This is a genomic window from Metapseudomonas cellulosilytica (assembly GCF_049334135.1).
Classification (GTDB): domain Bacteria; phylum Pseudomonadota; class Gammaproteobacteria; order Pseudomonadales; family Pseudomonadaceae; genus Metapseudomonas.
Genome location: NZ_JBHZGN010000003.1, coordinates 357,293 through 379,111 on the forward strand (window position 1 = coordinate 357,293; position 21,819 = coordinate 379,111).

At 66.6% G+C, this 21,819-nt stretch carries 21 protein-coding genes; 11 read left to right on the plus strand and 10 right to left on the minus strand.

Annotated features, from left to right (window positions below):
• Positions 1-139 precede the first annotated feature (139 nt).
• The 5 genes from ACFW0H_RS05925 to ACFW0H_RS05945 all read right to left on the minus strand — a co-directional run bounded on the left by ACFW0H_RS05925 (position 140) and on the right by ACFW0H_RS05945 (position 5,103).
• Positions 140-2,005, minus strand: a complete 1,866-nt coding sequence (locus ACFW0H_RS05925; protein ID WP_422912971.1) for an ABCB family ABC transporter ATP-binding protein/permease — start codon at positions 2,003-2,005, stop codon at positions 140-142.
• Between the two features lie 83 nt (positions 2,006-2,088).
• On the minus strand, positions 2,089-2,670 hold the full coding sequence (locus tag ACFW0H_RS05930; protein WP_422912972.1) for a DUF3501 family protein: 582 nt from the start codon (positions 2,668-2,670) through the stop codon (positions 2,089-2,091).
• Positions 2,671-2,687: 17 nt separating this feature from the next.
• Positions 2,688-4,031, minus strand: coding sequence for a heterodisulfide reductase-related iron-sulfur binding cluster (locus tag ACFW0H_RS05935; RefSeq protein WP_422912973.1), 1,344 nt, complete (start codon positions 4,029-4,031; stop codon positions 2,688-2,690).
• Between the two features lie 29 nt (positions 4,032-4,060).
• Entirely contained in the window at positions 4,061-4,495 is a 435-nt protein-coding gene (locus ACFW0H_RS05940) for a rubrerythrin family protein (RefSeq protein ID WP_377692049.1), read from the minus strand.
• Between the two features lie 170 nt (positions 4,496-4,665).
• Positions 4,666-5,103, minus strand: a complete 438-nt coding sequence (locus ACFW0H_RS05945) for an Lrp/AsnC family transcriptional regulator (protein WP_377692048.1) — start codon at positions 5,101-5,103, stop codon at positions 4,666-4,668.
• A gap of 131 nt (positions 5,104-5,234) precedes the next feature.
• Between ACFW0H_RS05945 and ACFW0H_RS05950 the strand changes: the two genes are divergently transcribed.
• Positions 5,235-6,134, plus strand: coding sequence for a DMT family transporter (locus tag ACFW0H_RS05950; protein WP_422912974.1), 900 nt, complete (start codon positions 5,235-5,237; stop codon positions 6,132-6,134).
• A 122-nt stretch (positions 6,135-6,256) separates the two neighbouring features.
• Here the strand turns inward: ACFW0H_RS05950 and ACFW0H_RS05955 are convergent, their stop codons facing one another.
• From ACFW0H_RS05955 to ACFW0H_RS05965, 3 genes are all read right to left on the minus strand, one after another.
• The gene (locus ACFW0H_RS05955; RefSeq protein WP_422912975.1) at positions 6,257-6,508 is read right to left on the minus strand and encodes a hypothetical protein; all 252 of its coding nucleotides are present in this window, start codon (positions 6,506-6,508) and stop codon (positions 6,257-6,259) included.
• Complete coding sequence (locus ACFW0H_RS05960) at positions 6,486-7,190, minus strand: YebC/PmpR family DNA-binding transcriptional regulator (protein ID WP_422912976.1); 705 nt, start codon at positions 7,188-7,190, stop codon at positions 6,486-6,488. The genes ACFW0H_RS05955 and ACFW0H_RS05960 overlap by 23 nt, the downstream gene beginning before the upstream one ends.
• A 211-nt stretch (positions 7,191-7,401) precedes the next feature.
• Complete coding sequence (locus ACFW0H_RS05965; protein WP_422912977.1) at positions 7,402-7,878, minus strand: YbhB/YbcL family Raf kinase inhibitor-like protein; 477 nt, start codon at positions 7,876-7,878, stop codon at positions 7,402-7,404.
• Positions 7,879-8,091: 213 nt separating this feature from the next.
• On the opposite strand from ACFW0H_RS05965, the gene ACFW0H_RS05970 reads away from it, so the two are divergent.
• From ACFW0H_RS05970 to ACFW0H_RS06000, 7 genes are all read left to right on the plus strand, one after another.
• Positions 8,092-8,760, plus strand: a complete 669-nt coding sequence (locus ACFW0H_RS05970) for an ABC transporter ATP-binding protein (RefSeq protein ID WP_422912978.1) — start codon at positions 8,092-8,094, stop codon at positions 8,758-8,760.
• A gap of 1 nt (position 8,761) precedes the next feature.
• A complete protein-coding gene (locus ACFW0H_RS05975; RefSeq protein ID WP_422912979.1) occupies positions 8,762-11,236 on the plus strand; it encodes an ABC transporter permease in 2,475 nt (824 codons plus the stop codon).
• Positions 11,226-12,302 carry a lipocalin-like domain-containing protein gene (locus ACFW0H_RS05980; protein WP_422912980.1) on the plus strand — a complete coding sequence of 359 codons (1,077 nt, stop codon included), beginning with the start codon at positions 11,226-11,228 and terminating at the stop codon, positions 12,300-12,302. The genes ACFW0H_RS05975 and ACFW0H_RS05980 overlap by 11 nt, the downstream gene beginning before the upstream one ends.
• A gap of 157 nt (positions 12,303-12,459) precedes the next feature.
• Positions 12,460-13,131: a dioxygenase family protein gene (locus ACFW0H_RS05985; RefSeq protein WP_422912981.1), complete on the plus strand. Its 672-nt coding sequence runs from the start codon at positions 12,460-12,462 to the stop codon at positions 13,129-13,131.
• A gap of 26 nt (positions 13,132-13,157) precedes the next feature.
• Entirely contained in the window at positions 13,158-13,907 is a 750-nt protein-coding gene (locus ACFW0H_RS05990) for a TIGR01458 family HAD-type hydrolase (RefSeq protein WP_422912982.1), read from the plus strand.
• Between the two features lie 107 nt (positions 13,908-14,014).
• Positions 14,015-14,866, plus strand: coding sequence for a CAP domain-containing protein (locus tag ACFW0H_RS05995; protein ID WP_422912983.1), 852 nt, complete (start codon positions 14,015-14,017; stop codon positions 14,864-14,866).
• Between the two features lie 346 nt (positions 14,867-15,212).
• Positions 15,213-16,268 carry a hypothetical protein gene (locus tag ACFW0H_RS06000; RefSeq protein WP_422912984.1) on the plus strand — a complete coding sequence of 352 codons (1,056 nt, stop codon included), beginning with the start codon at positions 15,213-15,215 and terminating at the stop codon, positions 16,266-16,268.
• Between the two features lie 267 nt (positions 16,269-16,535).
• On the opposite strand, the gene ACFW0H_RS06005 is transcribed toward ACFW0H_RS06000, so the two are convergent.
• Positions 16,536-17,171 (minus strand): hypothetical protein, encoded by a 636-nt coding sequence (locus ACFW0H_RS06005; protein ID WP_422912985.1) that lies wholly within the window; start codon positions 17,169-17,171, stop codon positions 16,536-16,538.
• Between the two features lie 222 nt (positions 17,172-17,393).
• On the opposite strand from ACFW0H_RS06005, the gene ACFW0H_RS06010 reads away from it, so the two are divergent.
• The 3 genes from ACFW0H_RS06010 (at position 17,394) to ACFW0H_RS06020 (ending at position 20,602) form a co-directional block, all read left to right on the plus strand.
• Positions 17,394-18,248: a DUF6502 family protein gene (locus tag ACFW0H_RS06010; RefSeq protein WP_422912986.1), complete on the plus strand. Its 855-nt coding sequence runs from the start codon at positions 17,394-17,396 to the stop codon at positions 18,246-18,248.
• Positions 18,245-19,666, plus strand: a complete 1,422-nt coding sequence (locus ACFW0H_RS06015; protein WP_422912987.1) for a DUF5666 domain-containing protein — start codon at positions 18,245-18,247, stop codon at positions 19,664-19,666. Before ACFW0H_RS06010 ends, ACFW0H_RS06015 begins: the two co-directional genes overlap by 4 nt.
• A gap of 183 nt (positions 19,667-19,849) precedes the next feature.
• On the plus strand, positions 19,850-20,602 hold the full coding sequence (locus ACFW0H_RS06020; RefSeq protein WP_422912988.1) for a hypothetical protein: 753 nt from the start codon (positions 19,850-19,852) through the stop codon (positions 20,600-20,602).
• Positions 20,603-20,726: 124 nt separating this feature from the next.
• On the opposite strand, the gene ACFW0H_RS06025 is transcribed toward ACFW0H_RS06020, so the two are convergent.
• Positions 20,727-21,819, minus strand: a 1,093-nt coding sequence (locus ACFW0H_RS06025; protein WP_459077286.1) for an alkaline phosphatase D family protein, incomplete at its 5' end; no start/stop codon positions are given.

Here is a 21,819-nt window from a genome sequence, read left to right on the forward strand (position 1 = left end):
TCGCTCCTTGAGCCTTGGGAAATGGTGGATAGAAAAGCGCCATCCACCCTACAGGAGGCGGGAGTCGGAGCAGGATGAAACAGCCGTGGCGCGCGTCCGAAGGGTGGAAATCCACAAAGCGGATTTCCACCATAGCGGCCTAACCTTGAACGTCGACCGATGGCGAACCCACTGTCTCGGGCTCCTGCTGCTGCAGCAACCACATCTGCGCGTAGCTGCCGCCGGCCTCCAGCAGTTGGCGGTGGGTGCCTTGTTCGATCACGCGGCCGGCGTCGAGGACGAGGATCTGGTCGGCGTCCATCACCGTGGACAGGCGGTGGGCGATGACCAGGGTGGTGCGGCCCACCTGGATGCGGTCCAGCGCGGTCTGGATGGCCTTTTCCGATTTGGAGTCCAGGGCCGAGGTGGCTTCGTCGAAGATCAGGATGGCCGGGTTCTTCAGCAGCGCGCGGGCGATGGCCACGCGCTGCTTTTCGCCGCCGGAGAGCTTGAGCCCGCGTTCACCCACCTGGGTCTCGTAGCCATCGGGCAGGCGCAGGATGAAGTCATGGATGTGCGCCGCGCGGGCGGCGGTTTCCACCTCTTCGCGGCTGGCGGCAGGAAGGCCGTAGCTGATGTTGTAGTAGATGCTGTCGTTGAACAGCACGGTGTCCTGGGGAACGATGCCGATGGCACCGCGCACCGAGGCCTGGGTCAGATCGCGCAGGTCGTGGCCGTCGATGCGGATGTGCCCGGCGTCGATGTCGTAGAAGCGGTAGAGCAGACGGGCGAGGGTGGACTTGCCCGAGCCGGAATGGCCGACCACCGCCACGGTGCCGCCGGGCGGAATCTCGAAGTCCACGCCGTGGAGGATTTTCCGGCGCGGGTCGTAGCCGAACTGCACCTGCTCGAAGCGCACCCGTGGGCGGCTGGTTTGCAGCGGGATGGCGCCCGGTGCGTCCTGTACGTCCTGGCGTTCGTCCAGCAGGCCGAACAGCCGCTCCATGTTGGTCAGCGCCTGCTTCACCTCGCGGTACATCATCCCCAGCATGAACAGCGGTGCCGACAGCTGCAGCAGGTAGGTGTTGACCAGCACCAGGTCACCGATGGTGAGCTCGCCGGCCACCACCCCGGCGGCGGCGCGCCACATCATGGCGGTGACGCCGATGGCGACGATGGCCGTCTGGCCCAGGTTGAGCAGGGCCAGGGATTTGGTGGCCTTGACCCGGGCGTTTTCCAGGAAGCGCAGGTTCTCGTCGTAGCGCGCCGATTCGTGGGCCTCGTTGTTGAAGTACTTGACCGTCTCGTAGTTGAGCAGCGAGTCCACCGCGCGCTCGTTGGCCCGGGTGTCGGCTTCCACCGAGGCGCGGTAGAAGCGGGTGCGCCACTCGGTCACGCTGAAGGTCCAGACGCCGTAGGCCAGCAAGGTACCGAGGGTGATGAAGGCGAAGCCCCAGTCATAGGCCCAGACCAGCACCAGGGTGACCAGCAGCACTTCCAGCAGGGTCGGGACAATGGTGTAGAGGGTCCAGTCCAGCAGGTCGGAGATGGCGCTGCCGCCGCGCTCGACGTCACGGGCCACGCCGCCGGTGCGGCGGCTGAGGTGGAACTTCAGGCTGAGGCCGTGCAGGTGCTGGAAGACCTTCAGGGTGATCTGCCGGGAGGCCCGTGCCATCACCCGGGCGAAGACCACCTGGCGCAGTTCGGTGAAGAGGGTGACGCCGATGCGCGAGGCACCGTAGGCCAGCAGCAGGGCCACCGGCAGCACCACCAGGCTGGGTTCGACATTGAGCTGATCGACGATCTGCTTGAGGGCGACCGGTACGTAAAGGTTGACCAGCTTGGCGCCCAGGATCAGCCCCAACGCCAGGGCGATGCGCCCCGTGTAGGGCCGCAGGTAGGGCAGCAGGGTGGCGATAACGGCGGCATCACCACGGGAACCGGCCTTTCGCGCGATGGGCGCGGTGCCGTCGTTCGTGTCGCCGGCCGCTTCCTGCGTTTCCGGCTTGTTATCCAGGGCTGTCATCGCCCACCTGCCTTGTCCGGTAAATGTCTGGTGACATTACCCCAGTCGCGGGGCGGGCTGGAATCTTGTGATGGGGGGCGAATTCAGTCGAAGTCGGCGGCCAGCGCCTGCCGCTGTTCGTCGCTGAGGCGGGTGGCCACGGCGAGCGCGGGCAGGGTGGAGGCCAGGGTGACCGACGCTCCCGAGCGCCAGGCGTCGATATGGCCGGCGCTCAGCGGGAAGCGCAGGAAGTGCACGGCGGAAGTCTTTTCCTCATTGCTGCGCGGCAGGTCTTCATCGGCGATGGCGGTTACCGCCGGCTGGCCGTCAACGACCAGTTCGAAGCCATGCTCGATCCCGCGCAGGCGCACCAGTTCGCGCCGGCGCTGCGCCTCATCGGCGAACTCCAGCAGCAGCGTGGCCCGCAGGTCGTTACCGCCGGGAATCAGCGGGTTGTAGGCGTCCAGTTCATCTTGAATGGCGTCTGCCTCGAAGATGCGTTCGATGCGCAGCATTTCCTGGACCTGGTACTGGATGCTCAGGCGGTCCTCGAAGATCAGCGTCAGATACTTGCCCAGGTACACCATGCGGGCCTTCTTGTGGGCAATGACGCGGGCGCGGAACGCCGGACGCTGCTGGGCATAGTGCTCGAGGCTGAGCAGGTCGTCGCGGGCGAGTGGTTTCATGGGCGCGGTCTCGTGGGTCAGATGCCGTAGGCCTTGCGCAGCAGGCTCAGGGGATGCTCCGCCGCCGGATGATCGCCCAGGCCATGGGCGATATGGCCGCCGGCCATGGGGCAGTCGCTGGTGAAATGCTCGGGCTGGGCATTGGCCACCAGTTTCTCCACCGGGCGCGCCAGCTTGCGCGAGAGGGCATAGGTCTTGTGCTTCACGCCGTAGGTGCCGTCGTGCCCGGAGCAGCGCTCCAGGGTGAGGATTTCCGTGCCCGGTACCAGTTGCAGCACCTCACGGGTCTTCGGGCCGATTTTCTGCACCCGCTGGTGGCAGGCCACCTGCCAGGCGACCTTGCCCAGCGGCACCTTGAAGTCGGTGTTCAGCAGGCCGGCGCGGTGGCGTTCGAAGAGGTACTCGAAAGGATCGAAGAACCGCGCGCGCACCAGGGCCACGTCTTCGTCGTCGGGAAACATCAGCGGCAGTTCCTGCTTGAACATCAGCACGCAGGAGGGTACGGCGGCGGTCAGGTCCCAGCCCTCGCGCACCATGTCCGCCAGCACCGGGATATTGAACGCCTTCAAGCGGCGCACGCTGTCCAGGTCACCGAGTTCGAGTCGGGGCATACCGCAGCAGCTCTCGCGCTCCACCAGGCGCGTGGGGATGGCGTTGTGCGCCAGGACGGTCGCCAGGTCTTCCACCACACCCGGATCCGAATGGTCGCAATAGCAGGTGGTGAAGATCGCCACCTTGCCACGTGTGCGGCCGGCGGCCTGTGGCGTGCCGGCGCCGTCCAGGGCTTTCAGGCGCTTGCGGGCGCTGGGGCGGTGATAGGCGGGCACTCGTGCCTCTGCATCCACGTCCAGCGCCTTTTCCAGGAGCTTGCGCGCAGTTGGGTTGCGGTTGGCGGCATTGACCGTCTGTGCGACCACCGGGATGGATGCCAGCCGTCCGACTTCACGGGTGCTGGCGAGGATTCGCGCCGACAGCGGCGCGCCGTGTTCACGGAACGCCACGGCCTTGGCACGCAGCATCAGGTGCGGGAAGTCCACGTTCCAGGGGTGGGGCGGTGTGTAGGGGCATTTGATCTGGTAGCACAGGTCGCAGAGGTAGCACTGGTCGCTGACCTTGGGAAAGTCGGCCTTGGCCACGCCGTCCACCTCCAGCGTTTCGGAGGCGTCCACCAGGTCGAACAGGGTGGGAAAGGCGTGACACAGGCTGACGCAGCGGCGGCAGCCGTGACAGATGTCGAACACCCGCTCCTCTTCGGCCTCCAGTGCGGCGTGGTCCCAGAACTCGGGAGCTTCCCAGCCGAGGGGATGGCGCGTAGGAGCCTCGAGGTTGCCCTCGCGGGTGTTGTCCACTGGCGCGGCCATTCAGGTTACCCCGCTTGTGCGGTCTCGCTTCAGGCGGCGTTGCCCATGGTCAGCTCGCCCAGGGCCTTCTGGAAGCGGTTGGCATGGGAGCGCTCGGCCTTGGCCAGGGTTTCGAACCAGTCGGCGACTTCGTCGAAGCCTTCTTCGCGTGCCACCTTGGCCATGCCCGGGTACATGTCGGTGTACTCGTGGGTTTCGCCGGCGATGGCGGTCTTGAGGTTCAGTTCGGTACCGCCGAACGGCAGGCCGGTGGCCGGGTCACCGCACTGTTCGAGGTACTCCAGATGGCCGTGGGCGTGTCCGGTTTCACCTTCGGCGGTGGAGCGGAACACGGCGGAGACGTCGTTGTATCCCTCGATGTCGGCCTTGCCCGCGAAGTAGAGATAGCGCCGATTCGCCATGGATTCGCCGGCGAAGGCGTCCTTCAGGTTTTGCTCGGTCCTGGAACCTTTCAGCATGCTCATGTCATCACCTCATGCCTGTAGCCGAGAGGAAAATGCAGGAGACGGCCTTACGGTCGTGACCTTAGAAAGCCTAATCCGGCATTTCCAGCATCCCGATGAAAAATGCGAATCGGCATGATTGAGTGTAGCTATGGGCGTTCTGGCAGGGCGCGCTGCGACCCGCGGGAGCCTCAGGCCATCGGCGGCAGCCGCCGTTTCACCGGGGTTTTCTTGACGATGGCAGTGTTGGTTTCGGCGTAGCCATTGATGCGGTCGAGCAGGGTGTCCAGCTGTTCCATCGAGCGCACGCACAGGCGGGCGATGAAGCAATCGTCGCCGGTCACCTTGTCGCACTCGGTGAACTCCGGGATGCCCTGGATCTGCCGCTCCACTTCCTGCAACTGGCCGGGCAGCGGGCGGATGCGGACGATGGCCTGGAACTGGTAGCCGAAGGCCTTCGGGTCCACGTCCACCGTGTAGCCCTTGAGCACGCCGCGCTCCTCCAGCTTGCGCAGGCGTTCCGCGACGCTGGGGGAGGAGAGGCCGCTGATCTGCGCCAGGGCCTTGAGGGAGCGGCGGGAGTCTTCCATCAGCGCGGCGATCAGCAACTGGTCGATGTCATCGGTCATGGCGGTCTCGTTAGGTAATCGAAGAAAAATGCCTTGATAGTAAAGGTAGGTGAGGACTGCGGCCTTCGCTTTCGCATGGAGTTGCCCTGATCCGGCTCGTCATACTGTGCGCCATGCAGAGGAGCCCCATCATGGACAAATCGATACATCGCGGATCAATGGAAATGGTTGCCGCCATGCTCATCTCCGGCACCATCGGGTGGCTGGTGATGCTCTCCGGGCAACCGGTGCTGGATGTGGTGTTCTGGCGCTGCCTGTTCGGCGCGGCGACCTTGCTGGTCATCTGCGCGGCGAGGGGCTTCCTGCGGCCTGGCATCCTGACCGGCACCACCTTCCTCCTGGCAGTGCTCAGCGGCGTGGCCATCGTCGGCAACTGGGTGTTGCTGTTCGCCTCCTACTCGCGGGCGTCCATCTCCATCGGTACGGCGGTCTACAACGTCCAGCCGTTCATGCTGGTGGGGCTGGCGGCGCTCTTTCTCGGCGAGAAGATCACCGTGCAGAAGCTCGGCTGGCTGGCGGTGTCCTTCGCCGGGATGCTGGCCATCGTCAGCGCCCATGGCGGACAAGGAGAGGGTGGCGGCGACTACCTGGTGGGCATCGCCCTGGCCCTCGGGGCGGCGCTGCTCTATGCCATTGCGGCGCTGATCATCAAGTGGCTGGGCGGGGTGCCGCCGCATCTGATCGCGCTGATCCAGGTCTGCACCGGCGTGCTGCTGCTGGCGCCGCTGGCCAACCTCTCCAGCCTGCCCCAGGGCAGCGACACCTGGTCGATCCTGCTGACCCTGGGCATCGTCCACACCGGCGTGATGTACGTGCTGCTCTACGGTGCGATCCAGAAGTTGCCCACGGCCCTGACCGGCGCGCTGTCCTTCGTCTATCCGATCGCGGCGATCTTCGTCGACTGGTTCGCCTTCGGCCGCCACCTTGAACTGCTGCAATGGGTGGGCGTGGCGGCCATCCTCATCGCGGCGTTGGGGATGCAACAGGGCTGGGGTTTCGGTCTGCGCCGCTCGGCACAGGTGCAATCGTAGGTGGGGGAATGCCTGGTGATGGGTTTCGCTTCGCTCTACACCATCCTACGCAAGCCCCATCCCGTAGGATGGGTCGAGGCACGAGACCCATGCGGTTTGGGCCGAGTGGACCGGTTCACCTGTTAGTGCACTTCCCGGGAGGCCTGGCCGAACTGGCGATCCGCTGTACTCAGGCGTTCCAGCTCGCGGCGCACCATATTGGCGAACTCCGACGGCTTGAGGTGGTACAGCTCGGTGGCCACCCAGGCCAGCCAGCGCGGGCCCATGGCCTCGCGCTGCGCCAGCAGGCGCAGCGCTTCGACGCGGGCCTGGTCGGCATGTTCCTGGTGGAACTGCCGACGGCCCCGGGGCTCAGTTGGCTTGCAGGCCGACATAGACGTTCTGCACGTCGTCGTGGTTGTCCAGGGCTTCGAGGAAGGCTTCCACTTCTTCCAGCTCGGCGCCGGACAGGCTGACCGGGTTCTTCGCCTTGTAGCCCAGGTTGGCCGACTGCACGGTGAAGCCGAACTCCGGCAGCGCCTTGCACACGGCGTCCAGGTCGGTGGGGTCGGTGTAGAACAGGGTGGCGCCTTCTTCAGAGGCTTCGAAGTCCTGGGCGCCGGCTTCGATGGCGGCGAGTTCGGCGTCGGCGTCGGCGCTGGCCGGTTCCGCCTCGATCATGCCCAGGTGGTCGAAGTCCCAGGACACCGAGCCGGAAGTGCCCAGCTGGCCCTTGCGGAACAGCACGCGCACTTCGGCGACGGTGCGGTTCAGGTTGTCGGTCAGGCACTCGACGATCACCGGCACGCGGTGCGGCGCGAAGCCTTCATAGAGGGTGCGCTCGTAGTTGACTACCTCGCCCGACTGGCCGGAGCCCTTCTTGATGGCGCGCTCCAGGGTGTCCTTGGGCATGGAGGCTTTCTTGGCCTGGTGCACGGCCAGGCGCAGCTTCGGGTTCATGTCCGGATCGGCGCCGTTGCGCGCGGCGATCATGATCTCTTTCACCAGTTTGCCGAAGATCTTTCCTCGGGCGTTGGCGGCGGCTTCTTTCGGTTTGGCTTTCCACTGGGCACCCATGGCGGCTCTCTCGCTGGTTGTGGATGGGGGAGCGGGCGCGCGGTGCGCTCGCGATGGCCGGCGATTCTACTGGGCGGGCGTGGGCGGCGGCCAGCCAACTCGTCAGGTGCCATTGCCCAGGCTGACAAAGTCCGGGGCGATCCATGTTTGAGTGAATCGCCCTTCGAGCACGCCAACCGTGTCCAGGCCCATCGTCCTGCCGGAGCGGAACCTAGCGGTGCCGCTGATATCGACCGATCAGCTCCGCCTGGGCCAGGACGTGCCCTTTCATGGTCTGGTCCAGCATTGCCCGCGTCGGATGGCGCAGGTCGACCAGCATCGTGTCCAGGGCGAACAGCTTGTGGAAGTAGCGGTGATTGCCGATCGGCGGGCAGGGGCCGCCATAGCCGGTGCGCTGCCAATCGTTGAGCCCTTGCAGCGTTCCCGACGGCAGGGCGCTGTCCGGCACACCCTCGGGCAGGATGCCGGCGGTGGGAGGGAGGTTGTAGAGCGTCCAGTGGGTCCAGGTCATCTTCGGCGCGGCGGGGTCGGGGGCATCCGGGTCGTCGACGATCAGCACCAGGCTGCGGGTGCCGGGCGGCGGTTCGGTCCAGTTCAGCGGCGGTGAGATGTCCCGGCCCTCACAGGTGTTCAGCTCGGGGATCGGTTCGTTGGGGGCGAATGCGGAGGAACTCAGTCGGAAGGTCATGGCCGTATCTCCCAGGTTTCCAGGTGGATTCAGCAGTGGACCGCAACGGTGCTGCCTGGCCTTGCGGCCTGGCTGTATAAGAATAGTGGTTCGGTCCCGAAGGCTCTGAACACCTGGCGAATCGGCGACAGCTTCTAAGCTGGAAGGACAGTCCAGTCCGGCAGGGCGCCTTGCCGCTACCTTCGCAGTCAGTGCCTCCAGGGCCGCACGTCGATGCTGAAAATCCAGGGTCTGTGCAAGAGCTATCCGACGCCCCAGGGCCCGCTGGCGGTGCTGCGCGGAGTCGACTTCGAACTGGAGCGGGGCCGCAGCCTGGCGCTGATGGGCGAGTCCGGTAGCGGCAAGAGCACCCTGCTGCACCTGGTGGCCGGGCTCGATCGTTTCGATTCAGGCAGCATCCAGATAGGCGGGCACTCCCTGGCTGGGCTCGACGAGCGCCAACTGGCGGCCTGGCGACGCACGGGCATCGGCCTGGTGTTTCAGCAGTTCAACCTGATCCCCAGCCTGCCCGTTGCGGACAACCTGGCCTTCCAGGCCCGCCTCGCCAACCGCCATGACCCGCACTGGCAGGCGGAGCTGGTGCGGCGGCTCGGCCTCGGCCAGCTGCTCCAGCGCTATCCCGAACAGCTCTCCTGCGGCCAGCAGCAACGGGTCGCCCTGGGCCGAGCATTGGCCGCCAAACCGCCGCTGCTGCTGGCCGACGAGCCCACTGGCAGCCTGGACGAGAACGCCGGCGACGAGGTGCTGGACCTGCTCCTGCAACTGCTCGCCGACACCACGACCAGCCTGCTGATGGTGACCCACAGCCCGCGCCTGTCCGCACGCCTGGAGCGTTGTCTGATTCTCCACGGCGGTCGCTTGCTGGAACCGGGCGAGGCCTGAGATGAGCGTGCTGCGCTGGACCCTGCACAGCCTGTTCAGCCACTGGCGACGGCACCCCGTGCAGTTTTTCAGTGTGCTGACCGGCCTGTGGCTGGCCACCAGCTTGTGGAGCGGCGTGCAGGCGCTCAACAGCCAGGCCCGGGAAAGCTATGCGCGGGCCAGCCAGTTGTTCGGCGCTGAGCAGTTCCTGCTGATCGCCCGCAACGGCGGCCTGTTCGCGCAACAGGCCTTCATCGACCTGCGCCGTGCCGGCTGGCCGGTATCGCCGGTCCTGCAGGGTCGGTTGCGCCTGCAAGGGCAGGGCGGGCAGCGCCTGCAACTGATCGGCGTCGAACCCCTGACCCTGCCGGCCAGTGCTGCGCTGGCCGGACAGGCGCTCGACACGGCGGACCTGGTGGCCTTCCTCGGCCGCTCCGGTCGCACCTGGATCGCCGCCGACACCCTGGCGGACCTGGGGCTGGTGGCCGGGGCGCAGCCCATGAGCGAGTCCGGCCAGGCGTTGCCACCGCTGGAAGTCCGCCCGCAGGTGGCGCCTGGCGTGCTGCTGGTGGACATAGGCGTCGCCCAGCGACTGCTTGGCGCCCCGGAAAAACTTTCGGGGCTGCTGCTGCCCAGTGACTTCGCCCGCAGCGAACCGCGCCTGCCGCCGCACCTGGCCGGGCAACTGGCGCTGGAGCGCCGCAGCGAGGCAGCCGAACTGGCGCAGCTGACCGACAGCTTCCATCTCAACCTCACCGCCCTCGGCCTGCTGGCCTTCGTGGTCGGCCTGTTCATCGTGCACGCTTCCATCGGCCTGGCACTGGAACAGCGCCGCGCCCTGCTGCGCACCCTGCGGGCCTGCGGCGTGAGCCTGCATTTGCTGCTCGGTGCCCTGGCCCTGGAGCTCGGCCTGCTGGCGCTGGTGGGTGGCTTCGCCGGCGTGCTCAGCGGCTACTGGCTGGCCGGCCTGTTGCTGCCCGATGTGGTGGTCAGCCTGCGCGGCCTGTACGGCGCCGAGGTGTCCGGCCAGCTCAACCTCAGCCCCTTGTGGTGGCTGGGTGGCCTGGCCATCTGCCTGTTGGGCGCCCTGTTCGCCGGTGCCAGCGCTCTGGCCAGGGCCGCGCGGCTGCCGCTGCTGGCGGTGGCCCAGCCGGAGGCCTGGCAACGCAGCCAGGCCCGCTGGTTGCGTCGCCAGGCATTGCTGGCCGGGGGCCTCGGTGTGCTGGCGCTGATCGCGCTGGGTGTCGGCGACAGCCTGGTCGCCGGCTTCGTTCTGCTCGCCGCTTTGCTGCTGGCCGCCGCCCTGTGTTTGCCGTTGTGCCTGAACCTGCTGCTGGAAGGTCTTCTGCCCCATTGCCGGCGACCGTTGGTGCACTGGTTCGTCGCCGATTGCCGGCAACAGCTGCCGGCACTCGCCCTGGCGTTGATGGCCTTGCTGCTGGCGCTGGCGGCCAATATCGGTGTCGGCAGCATGACCGAGGGCTTTCGCCGGACCTTCACGGTCTGGCTCGACCAGCGTCTGGCCGCCCAGCTCTACGTGACCCCGCGCGACCCACAGCAGGCGACAGCCATGGGCGCCTGGTTGGCGCACCAGCCACAGCTCCGTGCGGTGCTGCCGGGCTGGCGGGTGGAGCTGCGGCTACAGGGCTGGCCGGCGCAGCTCGGCGGCGTACTGGATCACCCGGCCTACCGCGACCACTGGCCGCTGCTGAGTGCTTATCCCGACGCCTGGGAACGCCTGGCCCGGCAGAAGGCCCTGATGCTCAGCGAGCAGCTGGCACGCCGCTTGAAGATTCACCTCGGCGAGCGCCTGAGCCTGCCCACGCCGAAGGGAGAGTGGACGCTCGAGGTTGCCGGCATCTATGCCGACTACGGCAACCCCAAGGGGCATCTGCTGGTCAATGCCGAGGGCCTGCGGCAGCACTGGCCGGGGCTCGAGCCCCGCAGTTACAGCCTGTATCTGCCCGCGGCGGAGGTGCCCGCGCTGATGCAGGCCCTGCAGAGGGAGTTCGCCCTGGACAGCGGCCAACTCATCGACCAGGGCGAGCTCAAGAGCTGGTCGACGCGGGTGTTCGAGCGCACCTTCGCCGCCACCACTGCCCTTAACGGCCTGACCCTGGGCGTGTCCGGCGTGGCGCTGTTCATCAGCCTGCTGACCCTCGGCCAGACCCGCCTCGGCCAACTGGCGCCGCTCTGGGCCCTGGGCGTGGGGCGGCCACAATTGGCTCTGCTATGCCTCGGCCAGACCCTGCTGCTGGCCCTGCTCACCCTGGCGCTGGCGGTGCCATTGGGCGTGCTGCTGACCTGGTGCCTGGTGGAGGTGATCAATGTGCGGGCCTTCGGCTGGCGCCTGCCGCTGCAGGTCTTTCCCTGGCAACTGCTGTACCTCTCGGGAACGGCATTGCTCGCCGCACTGCTGGCCTCTGCCTGGCCACTCTGGAACCTGGGCCGCAGTACCCCGGCCGAGCTGCTGAGAGGCTTTGCTCATGAACCCTAGTCCGCATCTGGCGCTGCTCCTGGCGCTCCTGCTGTCGGCTTGCGACGCCCCCTCGCCTGCGGGAGAGGGGTTCGCCGGGCTCGGCGGCACCGCGGAACAGTTCGCCCAGGTGACCCCGGGCCGGGCCTTGAGCTTCCCGGCCGATCACGGCGCGCACCCGGACTACCGCATCGAGTGGTGGTACGTCACCGCCAACCTGGTAGACCAGCAAGGCCGCGCCTGGGGCGTGCAATGGACCCTGTTCCGCAGCGCCCTGCAGCCCGGCTCCACGGAGTCGGGCTGGGGCAACCAGAACCTGTGGATGGGCCACGCCGCATTGACCGGCCCCTACGGCCATCGTTCGGCGGAACGCTTCGCCCGTGGCGGCGTCGGCCAGGCTGGCGTCGAGACTTCGCCCTTCAAGGCCTGGATCGATGATTGGCAATTCGGCAGCCGGGCAGCGGCAGGCGCCGGGCTGGCCGATCTGGAACTGCGCGCCGACAGCGGCGCCTTCGGCTATCGCCTGCACCTGACCAGCCAGAAACCCCTGGTGCTGCATGGCGAGCAGGGTTTCAGCCGCAAATCCGGGCAGGGGCAAGCCTCCTACTACTACAGCCAGCCGTTCTTCCGGGCGGGCGGCACCCTCCGGCTGGAGGGCAAGACCTATCCGGTCGAGGGCCAGGCCTGGCTGGACCGCGAATGGAGCAGCCAGCCCCTGGCGCCCGACCAGCGGGGCTGGGACTGGTTCTCCCTGCACCTGGACAGCGGCGAAAAGCTCATGCTGTTCCAGCTGCGCCACGCCGACGGCAAGCACTACCGCGCCGGCACCTGGATCAGCGCCGACGGCCATGCCCGCGCGCTGGGCAGCGATGAAATCGTCATGACCGCCTTGCAGCAGAGCCGGGTCGCCGGCCGCGAACTCCCGACCCGATGGTCACTGCGCATCCCCAGCCAGGGCTTCGACATCACCAGCCAACCCGTGCAGGAAAACGCCTGGATGGACACCCGCTACCCCTATTGGGAAGGCCCCATCCGCTTCAGTGGCAGCCACAGCGGGGTGGGCTACCTGGAGCTGACCGGGTACTGAACCGCCCGTCAGCACCGCACGACACCGCCAGGTATCGGGTCGCCCAGGGGCATTCTGGCTGGCGATTGGAGTGCTGCCTAAACTGACCGCTGATGGCCAGCAGCCAGGCGTGTCGTCATGTCTGCAACCGGGTCGAACATCCGGACAGGAGGCAAAAGTGGACAAGCATCGAATCCCGGCAGCCGACCTGGGCATCTCGCGACGCCTATTCCTGCACGGCAGCGCCGTGATGCTGGGAGGTGGACTGCTCGCCCGGCCGCTATTGGCCGCCACCCGGGGCTGCCAGGCCACCGCGGGCGATATCCTCGGCCCGTATTACCGTTTCGGCGTGCCATTCCAGACCCGCTTGGCCGGTCCCGAAGAGCCCGGCGAACGTCTGATCCTGACCGGCACCGTCTACAGCTCGGACTGCCGCAGCCCCGTCCCCGGCGCCCTGATCGAAGTCTGGCAGGCCAACAGTGCCGGCTTGTACGACACCCAGAAGCCCGGCAATTTCACCGACAGCGGCACCTTCCACCTGCGGGGCATGCTGTACACCGATGAACAGGGGCAATACCGCATCGAGACCGTCATGCCGGGCCGCTATCCCATTCCGCCGAATCTGCCGGGACTGGAGAAATACGCGGGGATGACGCGCCCCGCGCATATCCACTTCCGGGTCATGGAGTCGCTGCATGTGCCGCTGACGATGCAGCTCTATTTCAAGGGCGACCCTTTCATCGCCAAGGATCCCTGGGCCGGAGATAAACCCGCCAACGCCATTGCCCTGGAGCAGGACGGCAAGCTGCGTCGCGGCGTGTTCGACTTCGTGCTCGCCAGGGGCTTCTAAGGCTCCAACCAAGGGGCGATCCGGTCATGTTGCAGGCAGTGTTGCTCGACATCAGTGGTGTGCTTTACGAGGACGACCAGCCCTTGCCGGGGGCCGTGCAAGCGGTACGCCTGCTCCAGGACAAGGGCTGCCCGCTGCGGCTGATCACCAACACCTCACGGCAGGGCCGGGCGGCCATCCACCGCAAGCTGACCGGCATGGGCTTCGCCGTGGCGCCGGAGCAGATCTTCACCGCGCCACAGGCCGTGCTCCGCCATGTCCGGGCACATGGCCTGCGGCCGTACTGCCTGATCCACCCGGGGCTGGAGGAGGAGTTCGCCGATCTGCTCGACCTGCCCGGACCCAATGCCGTGGTTCTGGGCGATGCGGAGATGCGCTTCGACTACGCCCACCTCGACCGCGCCTTCCAGCTGTTGATCGAAGGGGCGCCGCTGATCTCCATGGGCGACAACCGGTACTTCCGTGGCCAGGGCGCCCTGCACCTGGACGCCGGCCCCTTCATGCGGGCCCTGGAGTACGCCGCCGGCACCACGGCGCTGGTGCTCGGCAAGCCGTCCGCCGCCTTTTTCGCCAGCGCCCTGGATGACCTGGGCGTACGCGCCGACGCGACGCTGATGATCGGCGACGATGTGATCGCGGACGTCCAGGGCGCGCTCTCCGCGGGTCTCAAGGCCTGCCTGGTGCGCACCGGCAAGTACCGCGACGGTGACGAGGCGCAGGCGCCGGCGGCCTGGGTGGCGGCTGATCTGGCGCACGCGGTGGAGCGGTATTGCTGAGCAGCGGCGTCCGCGAGTGCCCCTGCTTGAGGTGCGCGTGTCATGGCCATTGCGCAGAATGGGGCGGAATCGCGCATCATGGGCGCAGTTTGGAGAAGGAGGGTTCCATGGGCGTCACGTCTTTCGTTTTGCGTCTGGCCGGGGTTTCCCTGGGGCTGGTGCTGGCCGGCACGGTGGTGGCGAGCGAGGAAACGCAGCTGCTCGCGTCGATCAACGCCTACCGCAGCCAGGCGCAACCCTGCGCGGGACAGGCCTCGACCGAACTGCCGCCGCTCAAGCCGGACTCGCGGCTGATCCTGCCGGCCGGCGGCATCGGCGACCTGCAGACGGCACTGACCCGCACCGCTTACCCGCTGGTCAATGTCCAGGCCATCAACCTGTCCGGCCCGCGCGATGCGCCGGCGGCCATGAAGGCGTTGCAGGAAAGCTTCTGCCAGGTGGTGCTGGACCCGCAGTTCGTCGATATCGGCGTGAGCCGCCAAGGCATGGACTGGCGCATCGTGCTGGCCCGTCCGCTGCTGGCCGGCGGCCTGGGTGACTGGCAGGCGGAAGGGCAGAAGCTGTTGGCGCAGATCAACTCCGCCCGCACCCAGGCTCGCCAGTGCGGCAGCCAATCCTTCGCCGCTGCGGCGCCGCTGACCTGGAACGCCACCTTGGCCGATGCCGCCCAGAGCCACACCCGCGCCATGGCCAACCAGAACTTCTTCGACCACAAGGACCGCGACGGCCGCACCCCCGGCGACCGCGTGGAACTGGCCGGCTACTCCGCCCAACTGGTCGGCGAGAACATTGCCGCCGGCCTGGATAGCGCGAGCAAGGTGGTGGAAGGCTGGCTGGCCAGCCCCGGCCACTGCGCCAACCTGATGAACCCGCAGTTCCGCGACCTGGGCGCGGCCTATGCGGTGGACCCCAAGAGCGACGCGGGCATCTACTGGACGGCGCTGTTCGGGACGCAGTGAGCGTCCCGAACGCCTCCGCGGGATGACCTTGCGATCCCCATCGATGCGCCTTGGTAGAACGCGGACTTGCCTTTGTCCGCGGCCTACCTGCGCACGTGGAGCGAAACTCCCGCACTTGCCCATGTAATGTGCGCGATGCGCACCGATCACCGGAACAGCCCCTGCGCCTCGCTCAACCCCTGGTGCGCACGGCGCACCCTACCGGGTCACCGCCGTCGCGCTGAGTCCTGACATTCGGTCGTTGACACTCGGTTGGACAGCACTAGCCTCTTTGCGTGGGAAAATATCCCACCATGCAAAGCTGACTGGCTCAGAAGGATCGTGCGGAAACCGCAGTTGTCTTTTCATGCTGGAGATTGATGTCCGCGCCGGTTGGCTGGCCGCCCCAATGGGCGACTGGGAGCTCACTGGTTATTGCCCATCGCTGCTGCGTGAGGACGACATCATGAACAACCAATGGTTTTTACCCGTGGCTGTGACACCCCCCATCCCCGGCAAGCCTGTGCTCGTGAGTGCCGGCTTGACCGCGCTCGTGACGTTTTCGTTCGGCTTGCTCAGCGAGGAGGCCGCGGCCGCGAAGTCAGCGGGCTGCGAAGGGGGCGGATTTTCCGTCGTGCTGCCAAGCGGGACGGTCAGTGGTGTGACGGACGCGGTTGTGCCTGCAGGTACGCTGGGAACCAGCTTCCTTGTCCAGGGCAAGTACGTGGTCTTTCAAGTCGATGCGGCCACGCTTGGCGTTAGCGACTACACCCTGACCGGAGCGGCGAATCCGGAAGATATGACCGGAGGCGTGCCGACGACCCTATTCGCCAGCAAATTCCCCGATCATCGCGGACTGGTGTTGACCGGAGACTTGACGGTCTCGGTTGACGGAGCGGATATCCTGCTCGAGCGCACCGGCCCCGGCCTGGATATGAAAATCCAGGCCAAGGATTGCGCCCAGGGCGGCATCTTCCAGATGGAGCCGTCGCGCTCCGACGGGTCGACCACCGATATCACCCACGTGTTGGCACCCGGCGTGTTCTATTTCGACAACCCCAACTTCAGAGACTTCCCCCCTCTGCCGTTGTGCGTGCCGCCCAACTTCACTCCCGCCTGCTATCCGGTTCCGGTCACGCCGCGGATCAATTTCGCCAACGACCTCTCCGCGAACTTGGTCGGACGCGATAGCCCGCAGGTCGCCACCCGTGTCAGCCAGTTCGGGGGCGTTTCGGTCTGGCGTGTAGCCAGCGGTGGGCGAATGGGCGGCGTCCTCGGTGAGGACGCGGTGGAGGTCGCCCCTCCGGCCACGAACTGCATCCAGAACTGCCAGGCGCAGAACCGCGTGCGTGGCAAGTTCCCGGTGCTTGGCTTCCCCTTCCCGGTCCCCGACGCGAGCCGCCTTGCGCCGCGCGCGCCATGACCTGGCAAGCCCGGTTCGAGACCGGAGTACACCCACGCCGACGCTGTGTGCGTGCGGCTTGTGGTTCACGCAAGTCCATGTCCGGTGAGTCCTGATATTCGGTCATTGACACTCGGCATGGCGGCACTAACCTGAGTTTGTGGGAAAAATTCCCACAACAAGCTGACTGGCTCAGAAGGATCGTGCGGAGCGCCGTTGCACAGCTGTTGCAGTCTGATGGCCGCGCTGGTTGGCTGGTCGCCCCAATGGGCGGCTGGGGATTACTGGTTATTGCATTGGAAACGGAAATGACTGTCCAACTCCAAGCGGAGGCTCATCATGCTGCTCAAGAAATGTTTGCTGGCTCTTGCTATCGGCGGAGTCCTTTCTGCATCGACGATCCTGGTACCCGATTACGTCAGTAGCTTCTCCAGTGTGTATGCCAAAGAAGGCGGCGGCGGTGGCGGCAGCGGCGGCGGCAGCGGCGGCGGTGGTGGCAGCGGCGGCGGTGGTGGTGGCAGCGGCGGTGGTGGCAGCGGCGGTGGCGGCAGCGGCGGCGGCGGCGGTCATGGCGGTGGTCACGGCGGCGACGGCGGAGGCCACGGTGGTGGCCACAGCGGCGAAGGTGGTGGCCATGGTGGTGGTCACAGTGGCGAGGGTGGCGGCCATGGCGGGTCTGGCCACAGCGGTGAGGGTGGCGGTCACGGCCGTGGCGCGGACGATGGCGCCGACCACGACGCCGGCGGACCGCACGGTGTCGGCCATGGCGCGGATGATGGCGCCGACCATGACGTGGGTGAAGCCCACGGTGTGGGGCATGGCGCGGACGATGGTGCCGATCATGACGTGGGTGAAGCACACGGCGTAGGCCGTGGCGCGGATGACGGCCCCGACCATGATGTCGGCGACGATCGTGGTGCCCACGACGGCGGCGAACCGGGCGACGACCGCTCTGGTGGCTGAGTAGTCGGTCCAGCCTCGCAAGGCCCGGAGTTTCCCCGGGCCTTGCGAGGCTGGGGCGGCCACGCAGGCGGGTGTGGATTTCCAGGCGATGGAGGTGGAATTATCGAGAATTTCAGGCGAATAGCTGGACTGGCCGCTCAGGCGTGTTTTCCCGCTTGCCACTGATTTTGAGGAATGCCTCGAATGCAATTGCCGACCTTGCCTCCCTCTTTACTGCCGGCGCTGCTGCATGTCATGCGCCCGCTGGTGAGGCTGATGCTCAGAAAGGGGGTCACCTACACCTACTTTGCCGATCTGCTCAAAGAAGTTTTCGTGGATGTCGCCGAACGGGAATTCCGTCTCGATGACAAGCCGCCGAGCGACAGCAGGATCAGCCTGCTCACCGGCGTACATCGCAAGGACGTCAAGCGTTTGCGGGCCAGGGAGGCCGATTCTGATTCCGGCCTGCCCCAGGCCGTTTCCTTCGGTGCCCACCTGGTCAGCGTCTGGCTGAACAACACGCCGTTCTGTTCCAAGCCCGGCCAGCCGCTACCCCTGGCGCGCCTGGCGAGCAATGGCGGCGAGTGCTCCTTCGACGGGCTGGTGGCGAAGGTCAGCAAGGACATCCGGGCCCGTGTCGTGCTGGACGAATGGCTGCGCCTGGGGGTTGTGCGGATTGACGACCAGGACTGCGTCCATCTGGAGGCGATGGCATTCATTCCGCAACGGGGATTCGACGAGAAGGCAGCCTATTTCCGACACAACCTCCACGACCATGCCTGCGCCGCCGTCCACAACCTGACCGAAGGCGGCGAGCCGCTGTTCGAGCGTAGCGTCCACTACGACAGCCTGTCTCCGGCTGCGATCGAGCAACTTCGCAATGCGGTGAGCGTGGAGGGCATGCAGGTGCTGATCGGGCTCAACCAGTTGGCGGGCCAGCTGGAAGAGCGGGACGCTCCACCGCCTGACGCCAGGCAGCGCATCACCATCGGCGTTTATTTCTACACTGAACCCACGCCGCCAGCAGAATCCACTCCGAAACCGGCCAGTTCGTCATGAGCACTGCCTCGCGCCTCCTGTGCGTCTTCGCCTTACTTTGCGGCCCACTCCTGGTGGCTTCGCCGTCGCTGAGCGCGGCGCCCGTCTGTCTTGAACCAGGCGGCATCGGCGGGACGGGGGCCGTTGCGACGGGCGGTATAGGGGGGACTGGCGCACCGGCTGAAGACGAAGGTGGCATCGGCGGTACCGGCATCGTCGGGACCATCACCGGATTTGGTTCGATCTGCGTCAACGGCGTGGAAGTGCACTACGACAACAAGGTTGCGCTCACTGAGAACGGTGTCCCGGCCAGCAGCCAGCGCCTGGCCATTGGTCAGGTCGTTGCGGTGGAGGCCGGCCCGTCGCCTAGAGGGCTGGAGGCGCGGAGCATTGCCATCCTCCATGCCTATGAAGGCCCGGTTACCGAATTGACGGCGGATCGCGCCACCCTGCGGGTGATGGGCCAGCCGATTCACCTGGCGGCGGATGCTCGCGTGGCCGCAGGGCTGCGCCTTGGCGAGCCGGTTCGGGTCAGCGGCCTGCGCAATGCCCTGGGCGAAGTGGTCGCCAGCCGGGTCGATCGGGCGCCGGAGATTGTCCAGGCCAGTGCCATCGGTGCCATCGAGCGAGCCGGCAACCTGCAAGGGTTGGCCCTGAGCAGGCCCCTGGCACCCAGTGGCGAGGTGCTGGTGCGCGGGACCTGGAACGGCAGGCAGCTGGAAGTGGCGCAGTCACGTCCCGATCCGGGGCTGCCCTTCGCCGGGCGGGTACGTAACGCCCTGGTCGAAGGGCTGGTCCGTGCCCAGAAGGGCGATCGGATCGAGTTCGGTAGCTTTACCGCACACCTGGATGGCAGTACGTCATTCGCCGGTGGGAAATCCGCTGACATCGCGGTCGGCCAGCGTATCCGGGTCAGCGGCGTATTCGACAAGGGGCGGGAGATCAAGGCGACGCGAATCGAGTTCTTCCGCGAGCGACCTGCATCTTCCAACCGGCAGGGTTCCGGCCATGACGACTCCTCCGCGAGCGAAACAGAATCGCAAGAGCAGGATCAAGCGCACGAGAGCGGCAGCGGCAACGAAGGTTCCGGCCGGGGTGGCACCGAGTCCATCGAGCGCCGCAGCGAGAATGGCGAGACGCGGGAAAGAATCGAACGAACCCAGGTGTCCCCCTCTGGTGACGTGGAGCGTCGCGAGCGCATAGAGACACGGGAATCCGATGGCCGCGTGGAGACCCGGGAGCGCATCGAGGTTTTCCAGAATGGCGTCCGGGTCGAGCGGATCGAACGGATCGAACGGATCGATCGGCCGGACAAGGTGGACAGGCCGGAACGGGTCGAACGCGTCGAGCGGGTCGAAAAACCCGAGCGAATCGAGCGCCCCGAGCGGGTGGAAGAGGTCGAGCGTGTCGAGCGGATCGACCATTCGGGACCGCATTAAGGGGCTGGATCGAGCGCGTCGGGCGCGGAAATCCGGTAGCCGACTAAGCTAAGCAGGGCAGGGGGGCTCCCCCTGCTTGCCTGGCGCGGCGGACAGGGGGCGAGTGGCTCCCGGCAAGGTTCCGCCAGGGGCGGGCAATGAGTCTGATGTGAACTTCGATGTCCGGATCGCTACGAGGTAAACATGAGCGCTGCTCGCGTGATCTTGCCGGCCCTGCTGGTGTGCGTGGCCATTCCGGCCCTCGCCGAGGAGTTCACGGTTTCGACTGGGGCCGACTACTCGCGCGGGCGGTACGGGACCCCGACAACCAGCGAGACCTGGTATATCCCGGTGATCGGGAAATATGAAACCGGCCGAATGATCTACAAACTGACCATTCCGTACCTGCGCATCACCAATCCCTCGGTCGGGCCGGATGGCGAACCCTTGGCTGGGGACTGCGGCAGCGTTGAAAAAGGCCTGGGCGACACCGTGGCCAGCGCGGACTATGCGCTGCTGGACGGCAGTCGAGGCGATGGGCTGATCGTCGACCTGATAGGCAAGGTCAAATTGCCGACCGCCGATGAAGACCACTGCCTGGGAACCGGCAAGACCGATTTCTCCGGCCAGGTAGACGTCACCAAGACCTTCGGCAGAATCAGCGGTTTTGCCACGTTGGGTTGGAAGAAATTCGGTGACCCTTCGGACTCCGACTTCCAGGATCCGATCTTTGTCTCGCTCGGCCTGGTTACCCGAATTGCGCCTCCGACTTCCGTGGGGGTGGCCTACGACTGGCGAGAGAAGGTGACCTCCGATGGCGATGAGATCCAGGAGTTCACCCTGTTCCTGACCCAGAGGCTCAGCCCGGCCTGGAAAGTCCAGCTGTATGCACTCAAGGGATTTTCCGATGCCAGCCCGGACTCCGGCGGTGGTTTTGTGCTCAGTCACCTGTTCTAGGTTTCGGTCGAATCGCAGCGGCCTCATGCCGCTGGGGGGAAGTTCGAATGCTTGAAGGGCAGCAAGGCCGGCTACGCAAGCTGCCCGGCAAGTGCCGGGCAAGCTCCCCGCACTCCCTGCTCGGCTAGGCCTGGCGCGCCGGCGGCACCGTCTGCAGGTGGTTGGAGAAGGCGGTCGCCGTCTCGCAGCGCCAGGTGACCCAGAGCTTGGCTTCGTCGCTGCCCAGGTCCAGCTCCAGGGCCAGCCAGTTGCGCGCCGGCATCACGTACTTGTTGAAGCCAGGGAACAGCATCATCTCCACGCTGTATTGCACGTCGATGGTCTGCGGCGTGCTGGCGCTGGCGTTGAGGTAACCCAGGAACAGCCGCTCGGCCACGCCCATCAGCGAGGGGTGTACCACCGCCGATGAGGTGAATTGCTGGATCTGCGCCCAGGTCTCGTTGGCTGGCAGGTCACGCCGGTAGGCCGTGCCCCAGGCGGCCACGTGCACATCGCCGGACACCAGCGACACCCGCAGGCGTTTGCTTCTGGCTGTCTCGGAGAGCACTTCCAGCAGGCGCTTGCGTTCGCCCTCGTGGTCGTCGTGGGACCAGTGGTCCTTGAGGTCGTCGGCACTGCTGTCCAGCACATGGTCCTGGCCGAAGCTGTCCAGCAGGCCTTCGGCCGTGGTGAGCTTCGGATGGGCGACGGGCACCGAGGACATGAACAGCAGGTGCTGGCAGCGGGTGCCCGGATGCTTGGGCGGGCCGGAGGCGTCGAGACCGGCCAGCCAGCCCTTGAGCTGCGTCCAGGTCGCTTCGCCGAGCACCTGGGTGCGCGAGCGCTCGGTGCGCAGGTCGGCCACCACCAGTGCCAGCGGGCCGACCTGGAAGGCGGAGCTGAAGCCGGGCTGGCCATCCAGCAGGGGCAGCGCGAGCGGGTCCTTCTTCAGCTGGCTGCTCCAGGCGATGGGCCTGTAGAACGGGTCCCGCGAGGAAAAACCGGGGGGCGTGCCGTCGGTGAGGTCGGGCAGGTCCTCCAGCGCCTGCTGCATCTGGAACACCCAGAACGCGCGGCGGGCATGGCGGAACAGGGTGCGGAACAGCGGCGAACGCTGCATCTCCGGGGTGTAGGAGCCCCAGCCGTCGAAGATGTCATGGTCATCCCACATCATCAGCGTGGGGATGCGCGCCAAGGCGTCGGCGGCGTCGCGGTTGGGCTCGGCCGAGCCCCAGGGC